Raw genomic sequence first — 19,730 nt, forward strand, 5'->3', positions numbered from 1 at the left:
TAGCAACGATAGCAGATAGGGGCGTCTATGCAGCGTTCAGTACATGAGTTATTGACACCTCGTACCATTGACGTGAAGGAATCAAGCGCTACACGTGCCAAGGTTACGCTTGAGCCTCTGGAAAGAGGCTTTGGTCATACCCTGGGCAGTGCACTGCGCCGGATTCTCTTGTCTTCGATGCCGGGCTGCGCCGTGACTGAAGCGCAGATCGACGGTGTCCTGCACGAGTACAGCGCCATTGAGGGTGTCCAGGAAGACGTCATCGAGATTCTTCTGAATCTCAAGGGCGTTGCCGTAAAAATGAACGGTCGGGACGATGCCGAGCTTACGCTCAGCAAGAAAGGCCCGGGCGTTGTGACAGCCGGTGATATCAAGCTGGATCATGACGTTGAGATTGCCAACCCGGAGCACGTGATCTGTCACCTTAGCGAGAATGGTGAAGTGAACATGCGTCTCCGTGTGGCTCGCGGTCGCGGCTATGAGCCGGCGGACCAGCGTGGTCTCGACGAGGACGAAACTCGCGCCATCGGACGCCTGCAGCTGGATGCAACATTCAGCCCGGTTCGTCGCGTGGCTTACGCCGTGGAAAGTGCACGGGTAGAGCAGCGGACCGATCTGGACAAGCTGGTTATCGACCTGGAGACCAATGGCACCATCGATCCGGAAGAAGCAATTCGCCGGGCGGCCACCATCCTCCAGCAGCAACTGGCGGTGTTTGTTGATTTCGATCATGAGAAAGAGCCCGAGCGCGTAGAGGAAGAGGAAGAAATTGATCCGATCCTGCTGCGTCCGGTTGATGATCTGGAATTGACAGTGCGTTCAGCTAACTGCTTGAAGGCTGAGAACATTTACTACATCGGCGATCTTATCCAGCGCACAGAAGTTGAGCTGTTGAAGACGCCTAACCTTGGTAAAAAGTCGCTGACCGAGATCAAGGACGTTCTGGCGTCCCGTGGTCTGTCACTGGGCATGCGTCTTGATAACTGGCCGCCGGCTAGCCTTCGTGGCGACGACCGGGTTCTGGGCGGTTAATCGCCGATTAGTTTAAGGTAAGGAATAAGAGCAATGCGTCATCGTAAGAGTGGTCGTAAGTTCAGCAGGACCAGTGCGCATCGCAAGGCCATGTTCCGTAACATGACTGCGTCACTGGTTGAACACGAGCTGATCAAAACAACGCTGCCGAAAGCCAAAGAGCTTCGTCGGGTAGCCGAGCCTTTGATCACGCTTTCAAAGAATGATTCGGTCGCGAATCGTCGTCTGGCGTTCTCACGCCTGCGTGACGATGCTGCGGTTGCCAAGCTGTTTGATGAGCTTGGTCCCCGTTACAGCGAGCGTCCGGGTGGATACCTTCGTATCCTGAAGTGTGGCTTCCGTGCCGGCGACAATGCCCCGATGGCATTTGTTGAGCTGGTTGGTCGTCCGCTCGATATCGAAGCGGAAGAGGTGGACGAAGACGAGGATTAATTTCTTCGGCTTTGGTCAACCACGAAGAAACCGGGTTCCGTGAGGTTCCCGGTTTTTTTGTGTCTGGTTTTTGGGAGTTCGTAGTCGTCGAGGTCAGGTGGCTGGCCCGGGGGGTGAGGGTGTATTTTCTTTGGAAAAACAACTCGCTTCGCTCAGACATCTTTTTCCGGCAGAAAATACACCCTCACCCCCTGGCCGACAGACCTCTCCAATGCTCGGCAATTACTTCTTTAGCATGGGCTTCAAATAGCGGCCTGTGTGGGACGCAGGGTTCTTGGCAACGTCCTCCGGGGTTCCCTCAGCAATGATCTGGCCGCCGCCAGAGCCGCCTTCGGGGCCAAGATCGATAATCCAGTCTGCGGTCTTGATGACGTCGAGGTTGTGTTCGATGACCACGATGGTGTTGCCGTGGTCACGGAGTCTCTCCAGAACATTCAGCAGTTGCTGGATATCGTAGAAATGCAGGCCGGTGGTTGGTTCGTCCAGGATATAGAGGGTCTTGCCGGTGTCACGCTTGGAAAGTTCTTTGGCAAGTTTGACCCGCTGGGCTTCGCCGCCGGAGAGGGTTACGGCGCTCTGGCCCAGGCGGATGTAGGACAGGCCCACATCGATCAGGGTCTGGAGTTTCCGGGCGATGAAGGGAACGGCGTCGAAGAATTCGCGGCCTTCTTCTACGGTCATTTCCAGCACTTCGTTGATGTTTTTGCCCTTGTAGCGGACTTCCAGGGTTTCGCGGTTATAGCGTTTGCCCTTGCAGACGTCGCAGGGGACGTAGACGTCGGGCAGGAAGTGCATCTCTACCTTGATCACACCGTCGCCCTGGCAGGCTTCGCAGCGGCCGCCTTTGACGTTGAAGGAGAATCGGCCGGGCTTGTAGCCCCGTGAGCGGGCCTCCTGGGTGCCGGCGAAGAGTTCCCGGATCGGGGTAAACAGACCGGTATAGGTGGCCGGATTGGAGCGAGGGGTGCGGCCGATGGGGCTCTGGTCGATGTCGATGACCTTGTCCAGGTGATCCAGGCCCTTGAGCGATTGGTAGGGCGCGTGGTTCAGGCTGGTGGCCTTGTTGAGTTTGGCCGCGGCGACCGGATACAGGGTGCTGTTGATCAGCGTGGATTTGCCGGACCCGGAGACGCCGGTGATGCAGGTCATGATTCCCAGGGGCAGGTTCAGGGTTACATCTTTCAGGTTGTTGCCGCTGGCGCCAGCGAGTGTCAGTGACTTCCCGCCGCCTTTGTTTCGCTGGCTGGGCACGGCTATCTCCCGGGTGCCCTTCAGGTACTGTCCGGTGAGTGATTCCGGGTTGTCGATAATTTGTTGAGGTGTGCCGTGGTCGATGATGTGGCCGCCATGAACGCCGGCGCCTGGCCCGATATCGATTACATGATCCGCTGCGCGAATGGCGTCTTCATCGTGCTCGACGACAATCACTGTGTTGCCCAGGTCACGCAGGTGGGTGAGGGTGGCCAACAGGCGGTCGTTGTCGCGCTGGTGCAGCCCGATCGAGGGTTCGTCCAGAATGTACATAACGCCTACCAGCCCCGCGCCGATCTGGCTTGCCAGACGAATGCGCTGGGCCTCGCCGCCGGACAGGGTGTCGGCACTGCGCTCCAGGGTGAGGTATTCCAGGCCCACGTTTACCAGGAACTGGAGCCTCTGGCGGACTTCCTTCAGAATTTTCTCGGCGATTTCGCCTTTTCGCCCGGGCAGCGCCAGGGTTTCGAAGTAATCGTGGGCTTCGCCAACCGGCAGGTGGGTAACGTCAGAGATATTGTGCTCTTCAATAAAAACATGGCGCGCGCTGCGGCGCAGGCGCGAACCCCCGCACTCCTTGCACGGCTGGGTGCTGAGGTTGCGGGCCAGCTCCTCCCGCATGCTCTGGGAGTCGGTTTCACGGTACCGCCGCTCAAGATTGGGCAGAATGCCCTCAAACGGATGAGCCTTCTCCATGATATGGCCGCGGGAGTTCACATAGCGAAAAGGAATGTCCTCTTCCCCTGAGCCATAAAGCAGCACCTTGCGGAAGTCTTCGGGCAGATCCACCCAGGGCGTTTCCAGATCAATACCGTAATGGTCTGCCACGCTGCCCAGCATCTGGAAGTAGTAGACGGCCCGGCGATCCCAACCCTTGATGGCCCCGGATGCCAGCGTTGCCTCCGGGTGTTGAACAATTTTTTCCGGATCGAAGAACTGCTTGACGCCCAGGCCGTCGCAGGTGGGGCAAGCGCCTGCGGGATTGTTAAAGGAGAACAGCTTTGGCTCCAGTTCACTCAGCGCATAGCCGCACTGGGTGCAGGCGTACCGGGCGGAGAAAGTGTGTTCTTCGCCCTCGCCACTCATGGGTGCTACCAGGGCAATCCCGTCCGCCAGGTGCAGGGCGGTCTCGAAGCTTTCCGCCAGACGCTGCTCGAGGCCGGGTTTGACCTTGAACCGATCAACGACCACATCGATCTGGTGTTTGCGTTTTTTATCCAGGGCCGGGACATCGTCAATGTCGTAAACGGTGCCGTCTACCCGCAGGCGGATGAAGCCCTGGCTGCGCATGGTTTCGATAACCTGCAGATGTTCCCCTTTCCGGTCCCGGATCACCGGGGCAAGGATCATCAGCTTGCTGTCCTCGGGCATGGCGACCACCTGGTCCACCATCTGGCTGATGGTCTGAGCTTCCAGGGGCTGGCCATGGTCGGGGCAGCGAGGCTCTCCGGCACGGGCAAAGAGCAGGCGCAGGTAATCGTATATTTCGGTGATGGTACCAACCGTCGAGCGCGGGTTGTGGGAGGTGGACTTCTGCTCGATGGATATGGCGGGCGACAGGCCTTCGATATGGTCCACATCCGGCTTTTCCATCATCGAGAGAAACTGTCGGGCATAGGTGGATAGAGATTCCACGTAGCGGCGCTGACCTTCGGCATAAAGGGTGTCGAACGCAAGGGAAGATTTACCGGAACCGGAGAGGCCGGTAATCACGATGAGCTTGTCCCTTGGCATATCCAGGTCGATGTTCTTCAGGTTGTGGGTTCTCGCCCCTTTGATCTGGATATGGTCCATAACACCTCGCTCGGATAAAAACGAAAATTATACCGCGTTGGGTTGGTCGCGGCGAAGATGATACCGGGATCTGCGTTACGGGACCTGTCCCCCGTCAGCGCCCCTTCTGCTACAATGCGCCGCCTGCGAAGGGTATTTGCACCCAATCTGACCGCTTTCAACCCCGGCTGAGGTACGTAATTGCCATGAATGCGCTGGAAAAACGCTCCGTTTTCGCGCTGGCGTCGGTATACGCCATGCGCATGCTCGGACTGTTCATGGTGCTGCCGGTATTCATGCTGCTTGGCGAAGATCTCCAGGGAGCAACGCCAGCCTTGCTCGGTTTTGCCATAGGTGCATACGGACTCAGCCAGGCCCTATTGCAGATCCCCTTTGGCATGCTGTCTGACCGGGTTGGTCGTAAGCGCATGATCTACATCGGGCTCGTACTGTTTGCCGCCGGCAGCCTTCTGGCCGCGGCCACGGACTCCATATACGTTGTGATTGCCGGTCGGATTCTTCAGGGAGCCGGCGCGATCGCCAGTGTGCTGATGGCATTGCTCAGTGACCTGACCCGCGAGGAGGAGCGGACCAAGGCCATGGCGACGGTGGGGATCACGATTGGATTGTCCTTTTCGGTCTCGCTGGTGCTGGGCCCCGTTCTCGGTGCCTGGTGGGGGCTCTCCGGAATTTTCTATACCACGGCCGCACTGGCTGTGGTGGCCCTGGTGATCGTAAGCCGTCTGGTGCCGACGCCTCATCAGCACAAAACCAGCGCCGATACCCATCCCGCCCGGGAGATGTTGGGCCGCGTTCTTTCAGACGGCCGTCTGCTGAGGCTGGATTTCGGTATTTTTGCTCTGCATCTGGTATTGACTGCTCTGTTCCTGGTGTTTCCCTCCATGCTGCAGGATCAGTTCGGGCTTGCCACCAGTTCTCATTGGTGGTTCTACCTGAGCGTGATGGTCACGTCTTTCTTTGCCATGGTGCCGTTCATCATCATCGGCGAGAAAAAACGCAGGATGAAACCGGTTCTTTGCGGGGCGATTGCATTACTGACACTGGCCACTGCCGGATTTACCGGCGTGTCTGGTAGCCTGGTCGCGGCCTGGGCTGTTCTGTTTTTCTTCTTTATGGCCTTTAATTTGCTGGAGGCCAGCCTGCCGTCGCTGATCAGCAAGGAAGCCCCGGCCGCCAGCAAGGGAACAGCGATGGGCGTCTACTCCACCTCCCAGTTTATGGGCGCGTTTCTTGGCGGTGCGTTGGGTGGCTTTATGCTGGAGGGTGGCGGTATCCAGGGTGTGCTCTGGTTTATGGTGGCAGTGCTTGGTCTCTGGTTGCTGGTGGCACTTACCATGCCCGCGCCCGGTCACACCACCAGTTTCGTGGTACAGTTGCAGCAGGTAATGAACGAGCAGTACGACGATATCGATGACAATCTCCGCCGCCTCCCGGGCGTGCAGGACGTGGTGATTGTGGAAGAGGCGGCCACCGCCTATCTTAAGGTGGATCGGAAGCAATTTGATGAAGCGTTACTTGCGGACTTTTCCTTTGTCCGGCAGGCTAGCAATTCTTGAAATCCGGAAGTCCGCACGGAACGCGGGCGTCCCTGAAACAGAGTCAGGAGCAGAAAATGGCACGAGGCGTAAACAAGGTAATTCTCATCGGCAATCTGGGGCAGGACCCGGATACCCGCTACACCCCTAACGGCAACGCCGTAGTAAACCTGAATCTGGCAACAGACGAAAGCTACAAGGATCGTCAGACCGGCCAACTGGTGCCGAAAACCGAATGGCATCGGGTTGTCATGTTCGGCAAGATCGCTGAAGTAGCAGGGCAGTATCTGCGCAAGGGTTCCAAGGTTTACATCGAAGGAAAATTGCAGACCCGTAAATGGCAGAACAAGGAAGGTCAGGACGTCTATACCACCGAAGTTGTGGTGGATATCAATGGCCAGATGCAGATGCTTGACAGCCGTGGCGGCGAAGGCGGTATGAGTCAGGGCGCACCGGCGGGGCGGCCTCAGCAGTCTGGCTATAATGCGCCGGCGGGACAACAGAACAATCCGCCGCCTCAATCGGGTGGTTACAGCAATCAACCTTCGCAAGGCAGTATGCCAGAGCCAGTTGACGATTTTGACGACGACATCCCGTTCTAGCGGATTATTTATGTAAAACGTAACGTTTTAGAAGAGCGTAGTATTTTAAAGCCCCGCTAATGCGGGGTTTTTTTTATTCCGAGCCTTTTTCTTGTGTTACGAAAAAACTTTGCTTTTTTGGGAGTTAGTGGTAATTTGTAATTTGTAACGAATAGGGGGCTTAGATGGAGTTCAAGGTTGAAGTGCTGAAGATGGAGGACGGGCGTCGAATTGCACTCCTGCAAAAAGATGGCATACCTATGTATTACCCATCCTTATACATCACTACCCGGAAGCGAAATAGCTCTTACAACACTCAAAGGAATATTCAGCAGCATATCAAGCTGCTTCAGTCCTGGTGCGAGATAGAAGGGGTAGTTTTGGAAAAGCGTTTCAGCAATGGTGAGGAGCTTTCTGGAAGAGAGTGTTTAAGTTTAATAGATTTTTGTGCTTGGGATTCTGACACCATTAAGAGGATGCGTTCTGGCATCAGGATGTTGAGTTCAGCATATACAGAGGTTGGTCGAGAGGAAGCATCGACGAGAGTTATTAATATCAAAGGCTACCTTGAGTTCCTTTTTAGGCGGTTAACGGGTTGTGGCGATGATGACCCACGATTGGCCGCAATGCTCAAAGATTTAGAATCCCAAATGCCGAGAGTTAAAAAGTTTCGCCAGATCGATGTGGTGGAGCTCACGAAGCATCAAGAGGCAGTGCTCAAAGAGAAGATAATGCCTAAGCATCCCGACAATCCATGGCCAGGACTTTGGGAGGTGAGGGTTCGCAATCTCTTGATAGTTCATTTGCTATTCGAAACTGGTATGCGCCGCAGCGAGCTCGCAGCACTGCATGTGAGTGACGTTGATATCGATGGGTGCAGCGTCTCGATATACCGGCGACACGACAATCGGGAGGATGATCGTCGCCAGCAACCCAATGCAAAAACCGGAGAACGGACACTTCCACTTAGTCGGGAGCTCGTAGAACAAATTTATAAATATCAAGTAAATATTCGGGCCAAAATTCAAGTGGCTCGAAGGCACCCATTTTTGTTTGTGGCTCACCGGCGGAATGAAGGTAAGGCGATTAGCCTCAACACGATAAACAAGGTATTTAGTAGCTTATCCAGTACATTTCCGGAGCTTGGGAGGCTGTATCCTCACAAACTTCGTCATCACTGGAATTTCGATTTTACGGGAAAAGCTGAAGAGGAGCTAAAGCATTATCCCGCAGATCAGCGCGAAGTAATGATAGAGCAAATGCGAAATCATCTTATGGGTTGGAGTAGTAATTCGAAAATGGGCGCTTTGTATAATCGCCGTGCTACAGAGGAAAAAGCAAGAGCTATTCTTGAGAAGCGGGCTTCTAAATTCCGGATGGTTCAAAAGGAAAATAATCATGCGAGTTAGATCTAAGTCCAAGTATGAAATAAATGAACTATTGAATACGCCTCATAAAGCTCAGTCTGGCCTCACATTTACTCCTTTTGAAAGCCGTTGGGTTTTGAGACACAAAAGTGCATCAATCAATCTATCTGGCGCTGCTCAGATTATTTTTCCGGAAGAGGTATGGCCCTATTTCAAGCTTGCTCTTGCGCGGTACGCGGCCTCTCACAAAGTGGCCTCTGTTCGTGCAATCGTCGAGAGCTTGAACTTTTTCGCCGCGAGTTTCGGTTCTGACCAGAATATTATGGATGATGCTGACTTTATATCTTTAAAGCCAAAGCTTGGTGTAAATTTAGAGTATCAGCTTTCCAGGGTGCGAGGCTTCTTCAAATATTGGTTTGAAACTGGAATTGGCGGAATTTCAAAAGATTTCATTGATGCGATATCTCAATTAAAGCTAAAAGGCAACGTAAAAGGGGAAGCTGTTAAATCACATGACCCTTATGTGGGTGCATATACCCCTATAGAACTACAAGGGATCGCTGAGGGGCTAAACAATGCCTATATAGACGATCAGATATCTTTGTCTAGTTACATTCTTGCCTACCTGCATTTGCAACGCGGTAGCCGAACTAATCAAATAAAGAATCTGAGGGTTGGTGACTTTTCCATTACGCAAAAAGGTGCAAAAGTAAAAATGCCCCGCGCCAAGCAGCGTAATGTGCCGTTCCGAAAGCAGTTTAAGGAATACCCCATTTCAAAAGATCTCTACCAACTGATTCAAATACTTAAGAACGACTCATTAGACGAAATCATGAGACGTCTCCCTGACTCTGAACAGCCCTTGATTCAGCAAGTTACAGATGACCTCCTGCCTGTCTTTGGAGATTGGGACAGCTTTGCTCGTCAGCTTCCTCTCATTATTCGTGCCCAGGAGACATCCGAGGAATGTCATTTATCGGAGGGTGCGCTTCAATACCGGCTTCTGAGAGTTGCGGATATTATAAATGTTTTCTCAGAGCGTACTGGAGAGAAAATGAAGCTCACAGCTTTGCGGTTTCGGCGAACGCTTGGCACCGATATTCATCGAGAGGGTGGTGGTGTTGGGGCCATCGCGTATGCTTTGGATCACGAAGACTATCAAAATGCGGGAGTTTATGTAGAGACGACAGCTGACGTTGCCACTCGGCTGGACATGAAAATTGGTAAGTTGTTAGCGCCGTTGGCGCAGGCTTTTGCCGGTGTGGTTGTTCGTAATGAGTCTGAGGCGGTTCGTGGTGATGATCCCTCTAGCCGAATCCGCACCAACGCAGGCTCCGAGAGCGTTGGTACTTGTGGGAACTTTTCCTTTTGTGGTTCTAGGGCACCATTTTCCTGTTATACGTGCATTAAGTTTCAGCCATGGCTTGACGCACCTCATGAAGAGATATTGTCAGAGTTGTATGAGGAAAGACAGGCGATATTGGATGCAACCGGCGATGAGACCATCGCACGCCAGTTAGATCGCACGATTCTAGCGGTTGAAGACGTTATTCAACGCTGCGAACAAAAGCGTATTGAAGTTGCCGAGGTCGAGTAGATATGTCTCAAGTCATAACGTTCAAGCCAAAAGCGAATTTGGAAGCAGAAGAGCAGGTTAATCACTATGTCGCGTTCGCGAAGCGTTTGAATGGCTTTGATAAGCCTGGAATGCCTCTCGATTGGACTCAGGTTAACTGGAGTCCTTGGTTAAAAAGTTTGGCGTTTTCAAAGCTCGGCGCCAATGTTAGAAGTAAGACGTTTGGGCTCAAAGAATTCTTGGATCCGGGGCTCATCGATTTTGCGAAGGCCTACTGTCTTCATCAGCAAACGCTTAATCGTACTAGTGAAGTTGTACAGATAGTTGCTTTGAGGCTAGTGGAAAAAGCGCTTTTGGATCTTGGCTACCCATCTAACATTTCGCTCGTGAATGCCGGTGTGATGGATCGTGCAGCAGAAATTTGCGATGACCGGGAGGTTCATAAATCAACCGCAAGAGCCTATCGAATGGGCCAACAGCTTCAACTTCTCGCTGACTTTCTGACCAACAACAAGCTTGTTGTTAAGCCGTTACATTGGAAAAATCCTATTCCTCGGCCGAAGGATGCGCTTGGCCATAATAAGCGAGAAGAAGATCGCAAAAAGAAAATGCCGGATGATGCTGTTCTCAATGCCTTGGCAGAGATTTGGGTCTCCGAACCGACAGAGCATAGGGACATTTTTACTACATCAAACGCAGTTATCTTGTTATCAGCGCCTGGCCGTGTTGGTGAACTAGACACTCTCGCCAAAGATTGCGTGATCTGGAAAGAAAATACACAGGGTGAGCAAGAGCTATTTCTTAACTGGTACGGCCAGAAAGGATTTGGATTTAGTGATAAGCCTGTTCCTAAAACGTTTCAACCCTTCTGTCTTGAGGCGATTGCGAGGATAAAGGCAATAACCGAGGGTCCAAGAAAGCTCGCGAAAGCTCTCGAAGAGAGCCCAAACGAGTTTCCTATCCATGAAAAATGTCCGAGGGTAGATCAGGATAAAATCCTGACTTACGAGCAAGTTCTTGACGCGATGTGTCTCGAAGTTAATAACAAAAGTGCTCGGGGTGCAGTTAAAGGATGGCTGAAGGCGACGCTAACGATTTTGCATAAGCGTACTGGGTTCGAAGCCTCGAAAACTGTGTTGGAAGAGGCGTTAGATGGGATGTTCGAAGGCAAGCGAGCATCTGGCAAAAGTGACGTATTAACACTCACTTTGCGGAAATTAAATATCTTCGTACGCGAATATTGGTTGCCGCCGACGTTCCCATTCACAAATGAATCCAAGAAATTAAGGTTTCAGCATGCGCTTAATTGCTATTACTCTTACCAATTTGAAAAGAAGTTACAACCTAAGCTCTTTTCAATTGAAACACCCGATAACAACCGGCTAAATGCCTCACTGACCCCGGCTAAAGGGGCCAGAGAGAAAGGGCTTAATATATTCTCTCGATGGGGCTATGGCGAAAACTTCGGTCTTACGACGCACCAATTCAGACATTACCTAAACACTATCGCTGCCAAAGGTAATGTTGGTGAAGTGGAGAGGGCTCGTTGGTCTTCGCGGTTGGACCTTTCCCAAAACGCGGTTTACAACCACCAGACGGCAGAAGACTTTGAAGAGAAGAGTCGGGCATTAGGACTCGGCTCGACCAACACGAGTCTTGCGGAGCTTTCGGTAAAAAATGAACCTATTACATTGCGAGATCTTGATTTAGATGATGATCGAATCGCGCACAAAACCCTTTATGGCCTGTGTGTGCATGATTTTGCTGTTGAACCTTGCAGTAAGTTCCGTGGCTGCCTTTCTTGCGAAAAACATAAGTGCATTAAAGGTGACGATGAAAAACTTCGTCGAATTAGACTTGAGAGGGATGCTCTTCAGGATAAGCTCGAAACAGTTCAAAAGGGGGCTGATGCCGGCTACTACGGTGCGGACAAGTGGCTCAGGGATACTGTGAGAGATTACGAAAGAGCCTGTGAACTCGTAAAGATTCTTGAGAATCCTGAGGTTCCGGATGGGTCTGTGGTCACTTGCAGAGATGATGGCTTTACGAGCATAACGAAGGCGCTAGCAGCCAGAGGAAGATTGGAGGATCCGGATATCCCAAAACTCGAAGTTTCTGCAAGCCCCCAGCCTGGTTTCGATGAAGATCTTCTTCGCAGAATAATGGGGCGGTAAGCATGGCGAGGCACCTTACGGAAACTGATGTTCAGCGTATCCTAGCTCTGATAGAGAGTTGGAAATACGACCTAAAGTGGGACTCGTTGGTTAAAGCGTGCGAAATCGATCTTGGCATTAAAACGACTCGACAAGCTCTTAACCGAAAAGGGCAAATCAAAGATGCTTTTCAAACTTATAAAAAGACGAAAAAGCTTGATCTGAGCGATGTGGGAGCAGCTAGACCTAACGACATTAATACGGCTCATGCGAGAATTGAGCGGCTTCTAGAGAGGGTGAAGAAGCTTGAATACGAAAATCGATTGCTCAAAGAGAAATTTTTGACTTGGCAATACAATGCAGAGCAACGAGGTATGACTGAGGAGGCTCTCAACAGGCCAATTCCGAAACATGAGAGGACAAAGAAATATACGTGAGTCCGAACTGTCATGGGGCTGTGAGCTCTCTTATCACTGTCGTTACTGTTACGGTGAGGTTCAAGAGGGCCAGGTATCAACTTAAGAGTTCATGTTTGGTATAGCTGGCAACGGCGATAAGGAATTTTGAGAATGCCGAATGATATGGTGGTTTGCATTGGCGACCAAGTCAAAGATGCGCACCTTGGTAGCCGGTTGATCGTTCAAGGAGTAAATTTCACCTATCGTTTTCTGATCAGAGTGCTTCATGCAGGAAAACTCTCTGAGGTTCCGATCGACTGGATCAGTGATTCAAGAGGTAATCAGTTGATTCCGGGCTATAACTACAGGGTGACGAAATCGAGCATTAAGGGAAAAACAGCTATCGCGATTTCTGCTGTAGAAAAGAGAGACGACTTTAACATTTATCTGCGAGGCAGTGGCGATAGCAAGGTAGGCAGAGGAAAAGTCCTACGTGATATCAAGCAGCTATTTAAGCGAGAGACTGGCTACATTCTCGGGAGTAAACCAGAGGGTTTAACTTTCAGTGTCGGTGACAAGGTCCGCATGAGGTCAGACTGGGCAACTTGGGAGAACCGGGACGCAATTAAAGACATTGAGATGATTGGACGAGAGGGAGTAATCGAAAAGATTCTAACGGGTAATAGCACTGTGAGAATTGATTTCAATGGTATTAAGAAGGATTACAAATTAATTCGGCTTGTTGACGTTAATGGAAATACCTTCGAGTACGGGTGGAACTATCTGGTCACAAAAAAGCAAAATAGGATGGTTGCCAAACCATTCAGAAAGTGTGATCGAGACCGAATAGGTTGGTCTGGCAACCTACGAGCGAGATAGAGACGGGTTCTACCCCGTTTCCACGGACGGTTTTAAAACGGCGGTATGCACTGGCCTCTCATGGGGGCTGGGATCTCGATACCCATTGTGCTGGTCCGACCTTTAAGGTCGGAGACATCGATGATGGCTCGACTTACACTGAGAATGAAAACAGCCCCTAATAAGCCCTCTACGTCCTTAACACCGGACAGTTTTGTAAAGCTCTGATTTTTGATCAGTCGATTCGAGTTAGAGCTAGGCATGCTCTTATGGCCATAAAGCGGCTCGGGTAATGTCCAGAAACCTATGCTATTTGAACACTTTCAAGCGTTGCAGGAACTGTAGATTCATTCGTGTCCATAAACCTTAGTTTTAATTTCTTTACGGTGCGTCCAGAAATGTTATTATATTTCTGAACACGTGAGGGATTTTATGACAGGTAAACATGTAGGTTATATTCGGGTCTCCTCTATCAGTCAAAACACTGATCGCCAACTTGATGGAGTAGCGCTTGATAAGGTTTTCACAGAGAAAATGTCTGGCAAAAGTGCTGGATCGCGAGAGGTTTTAAGCTCGTGTTTGGACTACTTGCGGGAGCATGACACTTTGCATGTTCACAGCATCGATAGACTGGCGCGAAATATGACTGACCTGCTCTCAATTGTGGACGATCTGATCCATAGAGATGTGGCGGTGAGGTTTCATTCAGAGAATTTGACCTTTTCACCAGAAACTAACGATCCCATGGCTTCACTGATGTTGCATATGCTTGGCGCCTTCGCTGAGTTCGAACGCAAGCTTATCGGTCAGCGTCGCAGAGAAGGTGTTGAGGCGGCTAGAAAGCGTGGCAAGCAAATTGGAAGGCCGAAAGCGCTATCGAAAGATGACCTGGATAATATTCGTCGGAGAATTGCGGCTGGGGAATTTAAACGCGATTTGGCGGAGGAGTATGGAGTATCCCGTACAACCTTGTACGCGGCTTTGAATGCATCCTGGCACGACTCAACCCATTAGAACCGAGGGCTCTGTCAGTTACCAGGCCTTCCTCGAGGTTCTTGAATTTATGGAGTTCCGTCCAGTGGAGCATGATTTCACGACTATTGTGCTATCGGTGTTGAGTGAGAGCCTGTTGCCGTCGCCATGCAGATGGTTTTCGAACAGCTTTCGTTAAATGTGAGACGGACTTGCAACACACTGGCTTAAGGACTGATCGAGCGAATGATTAATTACGCAAAAATTAATGCTTTTGAGGAAGGGCAGCGGTCTTCGTTTGAAGAATTGGTTTGTCAGTTGGCCAGGCATGAGGAATTCCCTGATGGGTCGATCTATCGAAGGGTTGATGGGGCCGGTGGTGATGGTGGTGTTGAAGCATACTGGGAGAAGCCTAATGGCCGGAAAACCGGATACCAGGCAAAGTTCTTTTTGCGTTCAAGAGATGTTGATTGGGGGCAAATTGATGAGTCAGTTAACCAAGCGCTGCGATGTCACCCAGAGCTAGAACTCTATGTGGTTGCTATCCCATGCGACCTTACAGATCGAACTGGCCCTAAGGGCAAAGGTGGCACTGGTTGGGAGCGCTGGAAGGACCGTGTCGCGAAATGGAAAGCTAAAGCCGTTGAAGCTGGAATTTCAGGTATCGAGTTTGCTGTTTGGACTAGCATCGAGATTTCCGGTCGGCTGATCCAAAGTGATGCGGCGGGTCTAAGAGAGTACTTCTTTGGAGAGGTACAGTTAGGTCTGGATTGGTTTGCTTCTTCGCTTGATGAATCGATAGCTTCTCTGGATGAAAGATTTCATCCAGAGGACCATGTTGATGTTCGTACTGAAAAGCTTTTCCCCGTGATGTCGCGCTCGCCAACCGTTAAAGAAGAGCTATTGCTTGCGCTTGGAGCTGTTAAGCCTTGGCCCTACCCCCATAAAGTTCCCGAGAGCCTAGTTTCCGGCGATCTTTGGAAAGCAATTGACGGACTCAATAAATCAGTAAATGAGTTGGCAGCTGTCAGGGAACTAATTAATGTTGATCCACAGCACCGTTGGGATGTGGGCCTTTGGCAAGAATTGGCGATAAAAGTACAAGATAAAGTTCGTATTCTCCAGGAAATGTACCTTGCAGCAGAACACAGCCTAAGCGAGGACTCCTCCGCTGAAAAGTATGAGCTGAGAGGTTTAACCGAAAAGACGTGGAAGTTCAATGATGCGCTGATGTCGCTAATGAAGCTGCTTGAATCGCGGTTCATGGTCGCAGAGAAAAGTGCTTTTGCCTTGATTAACGGTAGCGCGGGCTCGGGGAAAAGTCATTTGCTCGCGAAGTGCGCTGAAGATGCGATCGAGCAAGGTCGCCCGGCGACCATGATATTGGGACAACACCTAAATAGTGATGAGCTCTGGTCTCAAATAGCGAAGATTTTGGGGCTGCCAGATAGATCGGCCGATGAGATTCTTGGGGCTTTGGATGCTGCGGGGAAACGTGCAGGTGTCCGTACTCTTTTGTTGATCGACGCTATTAACGAAGGTGTGGGCAGTAAATACTGGAGAGAGAGCCTGCCGCGATTGATAAAGAAAGTACAGGGGTATAGTCATGTAGCTCTGGTGATTTCGTGCCGAGCTGAATATTTTGAGCTCGCGCTTCCTGAGTCTATCAGAAGTAATTATCCCATTTTTAAAGTTAAAGGCTTTGAAACCCAGGAAGAACAGTCGAATGCGGCTAGGGTGTATCTTGATAAGAGGGGAATAGCAAGACCGAGCACTCCTTGGCTTTCTCCAGAGTTTATCAATCCCTTATTTTTGAGGTCCATTTGCACTGCCCTAGAGCACGAAGGTAAATCTGAGCTGCCACCAGGCCTAACTGGGACAAAAAGCATGCTCAGCTTTTACCTGAAAGGGATAGGATCTGCCATAACGCACAAAGAAGAAAGTACGAGCTCATATGCGCCGAAGCTTGGTCGGGCGGTTCTAGAGATCGCGGGCAAGATGGTGGAGCGAAGGTCTGATTTTCTCGATTTGGATACATGTCGCGACATAGTTTCCCGTCACTTCCAGAATGTACAACCGAGAACTGAGCCGGACTGGCTTTCAGTTTTCATTAACAACGGGGTTCTTCGAAAGGATCCTAATCCAATAATAGATGCTTTCGTGGATGAAGAGGTTGTTCGCTTTAGTTTTCAAAGGTTTCAAGATTTTCTAATGGCTGAAAAGCTACTCGAGGGAGTAACCGACCCTAGTGGCTTATTTGAGGAATCCGGAGCCCTTTGCTTTTGTCTTGAGGATGGCCGGCTTGCTTGGCAGTGGGTTGGGCTTATCGACGCCTTGACGACGCTTTTCCCTGAGGTTTTAAGGACAGAGTTAATTGACGTGTTGCCTGGAAACTTCAGCGATTGGTGGTCTAATTGGGGTGTGCAAGAAGCCTTCGTATCGAGTATCAAGTGGCGAGATCGTAGGGCTTTCAGTGAACGTACACTTCAGCTCCTCAATAAACTACCTAGCCAAGATTCATTAGACTTGCTGCTTGAAGTCGCGGTTGCTTTAGACCACCCATACAACGCCGAGCTCCTGCATCGGAACCTTGCAAGGCTCAATCTTCCCGACAGAGATGCTTTTTGGACTTCTTCAATAAACTCTCAAGATGAAGAAGGCAGCAATGTTTTTGTGCTGATTGAATGGTGTCTACGGGGGCAAACGGAACGCACTAGCGCGGAAAATCAGTATCTTGCTAGCTTGGTTCTGTGTTGGCTCTTTACATCCTCCAACAGAGTGATTAGGGACAAAGCTACGAAGGCTCTGGCAAATGTTCTGATCAGCAGTAGTGACATTTTCCCGAAGTTGCTTGAAAAGTTTGAGGGTGTTGACGACCGATATGTGCTTGAGCGTCTGATTGCCGCTGGATACAGTGCTTGCTGTCTTGATCCTGCCCCAAGCCGACTTGAGGATTACTCCGAGCGAGTTTTCGATATTATCTTTAGGGATGGATCCCCGCCATACGGAATACTGCTCCGGGATTATGCTCTTGGTATTATTGAGTTGGCAGATTATCGCTCCAGTTTGCCGACCGCTGTTGACCTCCCGCTCTGCAAGCCTCCATACAAATCACCCAAAATTAGGTTGTCCGTGTCAGAGGCCCAACTCGCGAAGGTCGCAAAGCGAGCTGGAGGAGACGAGATCCTGGAATCGACGACGGGATTCATGGGGGATTTCGCAAAGTATGAGGTAGAGCCTCGTGTGCGCGAATTCTTGCGTTTTCCTCTCACAAAGCCCGCTCCTCTTACAGGTGAGCAGAAAATAAGAAAGTTTGTGCGCGATGTGATCGGTACAGACTCAGCTAAATCGTCGGCTTTCGACCATCTAAGAAATAGTACGAGCCCCCTGTCTTCAGGTTTTTGTTCAATAGAAATGATTATGAAGGGGTGGGAGCCAACAGATAAGCAGATTGCTGAGTGGGATGCGAGTCTTAGGCGTGCGCGACAAGATCTCTTAGATCTTTTGTCGACGGAAGAAAAGAAACGATTTAATAAAGAAATCTGGCCCCATCTTCGCCCGAATCGAAAGGAAAGCAGAGAATACTTGGGCCTTGATTTGGCAGCTGCCAAGCGATGGATCGCAAAAGGTGCATATAGTTATGGATGGACGTCCCGGCGATTTAGAAACGATCGATATGTGGGCAGTTACTCTCGAGAGAGGTCGCTTACAGAGAGAATTGGTAAGAAATATCAATGGCTAGCTCTCGATGAGTTTTTGTCGAGGGTTGCTGATAATTACTGGATGACTGGCGAGTTTAGGGATCAGCCTAGGATATATGACGGCCCACTAGATTTGGGGTATGAACGCGATATTGACCCAACGATTCTCGCTGAGCATCAAAGCCGTGAACAAATATGCCAAAGGAAAGCCGCATGGGAGTTGGGAGAAGATTTTGACTTGCCTGATGTTGCTGAAGCTAATCTGAGTTTATGGCCATTTGAGCGAAACCCTGGTGATTCGTTAAAACAACTTCCCATTAGGACTGATCCAGAGGGTGTTGAGTGGCTGGTTCTCAATGAATACCGGTCATTGTCTGAAAAGTATCCTGAAGGTGTTGTTCGGGAACATGGCTTGAGGATGGAGGAGTTTAGGTTTTTCTCCACAGTTATGGTTCACAAATGTAATGCAGCCAGATCAGCGCGCCTCCTGGAAAAGAGACAGTTTGGTAGTGGGCTTGATTGGTGTTGCGATAGTTATGTAGACACTGCGTATTTGGGCGAGGCGCCTTGGCGTAAATCTTGGAGCCAAGAGAAATGGCAGTGCGATAGTTGGAGGCTGGAAGAGGACTTTCGGTATGCACAGTTAGCAGTGCGATATGCTTGGGAGTCTCACTTGGATGCCTCTATGCCTGAAGGGTGGGAGTGTCATATCCCATCCCCTTGGCTCGCGCATGAACTCAAGCTTGTATCGGATAAAAACGAAAGTGGGGTTTGGCGAGACGAGAGCGGTGAGGTGGTATTTCTCAGTTTTTTAGATGAACGACCTTTATCCATCAGCATGCTACGAATGGACAGCGTTGAGAAGATCATGGGCTCTGAATACACGTTCTTAAGTGCGATGATAGCAGAAAGACGCGCGTGGCCGGGCGGATCTAACGCAAGTGCGACTTGGCGGAGAGTTGAGGGTGTCTGTTGGCAAGATGGGCGAGGATTGCGTGACCGTCATTGGGTCCAAGACAGCGTCAAAGACAGATCTTATACGGACATGTGTTAGTTACAGAAGCCACTGATTAAGGGCAGGCATAGCCCCAATTGATGTGTCGGCCCTGTGGGCCGAACCGGCTCGATTTCGTTGCTCCCGACTGAGCGCTTAAGGCAATCGGTGGCTTGGAATGTTTTCGCCCGGACAGATGGCTATGTAGCGCAGATGTCGATTGTGATTGGTGGATTTATCGGTCGATAGAAGCGGTCACAGGTGCTCGCATTTACAAAAATTACTCCATCGTGTTCTCGAACTCCCGATCCGTACGATTCATGAATGTGCCCGCAGATATGAGCTTTGAGCTTGCTGAGCTGCTCTATTCTTCTGGCTAACGGAAAGCAGCCTACATGCTCTGCATCTCGAGGTACGTAATCGAGAACACGCCACGCCGGCCCGTGAGTTATCAAAATGCTCGTTGAATCTGGGATCCGGGATCGTCGCATGAACATCTCTGTTTCGTCAGCATTAAACGCCATTTGCCTGTACGCTGGAGTCCATGGTGACCCAAAAAATTCCAGCCCATCGATAGTCCATGTCTCATCTTGAAGATAAACAACTCCGTTCGTTTCGCATATTTCGCGAGATGTGGTGGGATCCTTTTCGAAACTGGAGTCATGATTCCCGGCAATCAGTACTTTGTGTCTGTGGGGGAGCAAGCCAAACCAGTGAGCGAAATCACTGAGAGCGGCCAGGGATCCGTCACTGGTGCAATCTCCAGCGTGGACAACCACATCTCCGTCGGGGACAGGAGGCATTTCATTATGTCGGCTGTGCGTGTCGGAAATGCAAACGATTTGCATATGTAGTCCTGGGGAACGCTTTAGAGCCCTTATATTATGCCCAGCCCCCTCGTCAGTCCAAGCATGATCTTTAGCTTCTGTAATTAGATCTGCGCCTGCAATGGATGACATCGCTAACCCATTAATTCCCCTCGGTTTAGCTTCTCTAAAGCACCGTACGTTTAAATGATAAAAGTTGTTTTTTACCCTATTAGGGTTCATGGATGGTAGCCAGTTCGCCCTGATTGTTAAGAGTGTC

The 19,730-nt window shown here is 50.6% G+C and carries 13 protein-coding genes; 11 read left to right on the forward strand and 2 right to left on the reverse strand.

Annotation, left to right across the window (positions count from 1 at the left end):
- Positions 1–27: 27 nt before the first annotated feature.
- Entirely contained in the window at positions 28–1,032 is a 1,005-nt protein-coding gene (gene rpoA / locus QZ534_RS07540; RefSeq protein WP_008174911.1) for a DNA-directed RNA polymerase subunit alpha, read from the forward strand.
- A 33-nt stretch (positions 1,033–1,065) separates the two neighbouring features.
- Positions 1,066–1,464, forward strand: coding sequence for a 50S ribosomal protein L17 (gene rplQ, locus QZ534_RS07545; protein WP_064230334.1), 399 nt, complete (start codon positions 1,066–1,068; stop codon positions 1,462–1,464).
- Between the two features lie 222 nt (positions 1,465–1,686).
- Here the strand turns inward: rplQ and uvrA are convergent, their stop codons facing one another.
- A complete protein-coding gene (uvrA, locus tag QZ534_RS07550) occupies positions 1,687–4,509 on the reverse strand; it encodes an excinuclease ABC subunit UvrA (RefSeq protein ID WP_296933300.1) in 2,823 nt (940 codons plus the stop codon).
- Positions 4,510–4,694: 185 nt separating this feature from the next.
- On the opposite strand from uvrA, the gene QZ534_RS07555 reads away from it, so the two are divergent.
- The 9 genes from QZ534_RS07555 (at position 4,695) to QZ534_RS07595 (ending at position 18,704) form a co-directional block, all read left to right on the forward strand.
- Complete coding sequence (locus QZ534_RS07555) at positions 4,695–6,065, forward strand: MFS transporter (RefSeq protein WP_296933301.1); 1,371 nt, start codon at positions 4,695–4,697, stop codon at positions 6,063–6,065.
- Positions 6,066–6,121: 56 nt separating this feature from the next.
- Positions 6,122–6,646 carry a single-stranded DNA-binding protein gene (ssb, locus tag QZ534_RS07560; protein ID WP_008174919.1) on the forward strand — a complete coding sequence of 175 codons (525 nt, stop codon included), beginning with the start codon at positions 6,122–6,124 and terminating at the stop codon, positions 6,644–6,646.
- A 164-nt stretch (positions 6,647–6,810) separates the two neighbouring features.
- Positions 6,811–8,034 (forward strand): site-specific integrase, encoded by a 1,224-nt coding sequence (locus tag QZ534_RS07565; RefSeq protein ID WP_296933304.1) that lies wholly within the window; start codon positions 6,811–6,813, stop codon positions 8,032–8,034.
- Positions 8,024–9,589 carry a site-specific integrase gene (locus QZ534_RS07570; RefSeq protein ID WP_296933306.1) on the forward strand — a complete coding sequence of 522 codons (1,566 nt, stop codon included), beginning with the start codon at positions 8,024–8,026 and terminating at the stop codon, positions 9,587–9,589. The genes QZ534_RS07565 and QZ534_RS07570 overlap by 11 nt, the downstream gene beginning before the upstream one ends.
- Before the next feature lie 2 nt (positions 9,590–9,591).
- Entirely contained in the window at positions 9,592–11,742 is a 2,151-nt protein-coding gene (locus tag QZ534_RS07575) for a hypothetical protein (RefSeq protein ID WP_296933308.1), read from the forward strand.
- A gap of 2 nt (positions 11,743–11,744) precedes the next feature.
- Positions 11,745–12,158 (forward strand): hypothetical protein, encoded by a 414-nt coding sequence (locus QZ534_RS07580; protein WP_296933310.1) that lies wholly within the window; start codon positions 11,745–11,747, stop codon positions 12,156–12,158.
- A gap of 132 nt (positions 12,159–12,290) precedes the next feature.
- Positions 12,291–12,998: a hypothetical protein gene (locus QZ534_RS07585; protein ID WP_296933312.1), complete on the forward strand. Its 708-nt coding sequence runs from the start codon at positions 12,291–12,293 to the stop codon at positions 12,996–12,998.
- A gap of 411 nt (positions 12,999–13,409) precedes the next feature.
- Complete coding sequence (locus QZ534_RS07590) at positions 13,410–13,991, forward strand: recombinase family protein (protein ID WP_296933313.1); 582 nt, start codon at positions 13,410–13,412, stop codon at positions 13,989–13,991.
- 204 nt (positions 13,992–14,195) lie between these two features.
- Positions 14,196–18,704 (forward strand): ATP-binding protein, encoded by a 4,509-nt coding sequence (locus QZ534_RS07595; RefSeq protein ID WP_296933315.1) that lies wholly within the window; start codon positions 14,196–14,198, stop codon positions 18,702–18,704.
- A gap of 140 nt (positions 18,705–18,844) precedes the next feature.
- Here the strand turns inward: QZ534_RS07595 and QZ534_RS07600 are convergent, their stop codons facing one another.
- Entirely contained in the window at positions 18,845–19,693 is an 849-nt protein-coding gene (locus QZ534_RS07600) for a metallophosphatase domain-containing protein (RefSeq protein ID WP_366935813.1), read from the reverse strand.
- Positions 19,694–19,730: the final 37 nt, after the last annotated feature.

The organism is uncultured Marinobacter sp. (assembly GCF_913055835.1).
GTDB lineage: Bacteria > Pseudomonadota > Gammaproteobacteria > Pseudomonadales > Oleiphilaceae > Marinobacter.

Bases quoted from the DNA above. Each gene is read 5' to 3' on its own strand.
- rpoA (WP_008174911.1), top strand. From the start codon at position 28: ATGCAGCGTTCAGTACATGAGTTATTGACACCTCGTACCATTGACGTG.
- rplQ (WP_064230334.1), top strand. From the start codon at position 1,066: ATGCGTCATCGTAAGAGTGGTCGTAAGTTCAGCAGGACCAGTGCGCAT.
- uvrA (WP_296933300.1), bottom strand. From the start codon at position 4,509: ATGGACCATATCCAGATCAAAGGGGCGAGAACCCACAACCTGAAGAAC.
- QZ534_RS07555 (WP_296933301.1), top strand. From the start codon at position 4,695: ATGAATGCGCTGGAAAAACGCTCCGTTTTCGCGCTGGCGTCGGTATAC.
- ssb (WP_008174919.1), top strand. From the start codon at position 6,122: ATGGCACGAGGCGTAAACAAGGTAATTCTCATCGGCAATCTGGGGCAG.
- QZ534_RS07565 (WP_296933304.1), top strand. From the start codon at position 6,811: ATGGAGTTCAAGGTTGAAGTGCTGAAGATGGAGGACGGGCGTCGAATT.
- QZ534_RS07570 (WP_296933306.1), top strand. From the start codon at position 8,024: ATGCGAGTTAGATCTAAGTCCAAGTATGAAATAAATGAACTATTGAAT.
- QZ534_RS07575 (WP_296933308.1), top strand. From the start codon at position 9,592: ATGTCTCAAGTCATAACGTTCAAGCCAAAAGCGAATTTGGAAGCAGAA.
- QZ534_RS07580 (WP_296933310.1), top strand. From the start codon at position 11,745: ATGGCGAGGCACCTTACGGAAACTGATGTTCAGCGTATCCTAGCTCTG.
- QZ534_RS07585 (WP_296933312.1), top strand. From the start codon at position 12,291: ATGCCGAATGATATGGTGGTTTGCATTGGCGACCAAGTCAAAGATGCG.
- QZ534_RS07590 (WP_296933313.1), top strand. From the start codon at position 13,410: ATGACAGGTAAACATGTAGGTTATATTCGGGTCTCCTCTATCAGTCAA.
- QZ534_RS07595 (WP_296933315.1), top strand. From the start codon at position 14,196: ATGATTAATTACGCAAAAATTAATGCTTTTGAGGAAGGGCAGCGGTCT.
- QZ534_RS07600 (WP_366935813.1), bottom strand. From the start codon at position 19,693: ATGAACCCTAATAGGGTAAAAAACAACTTTTATCATTTAAACGTACGG.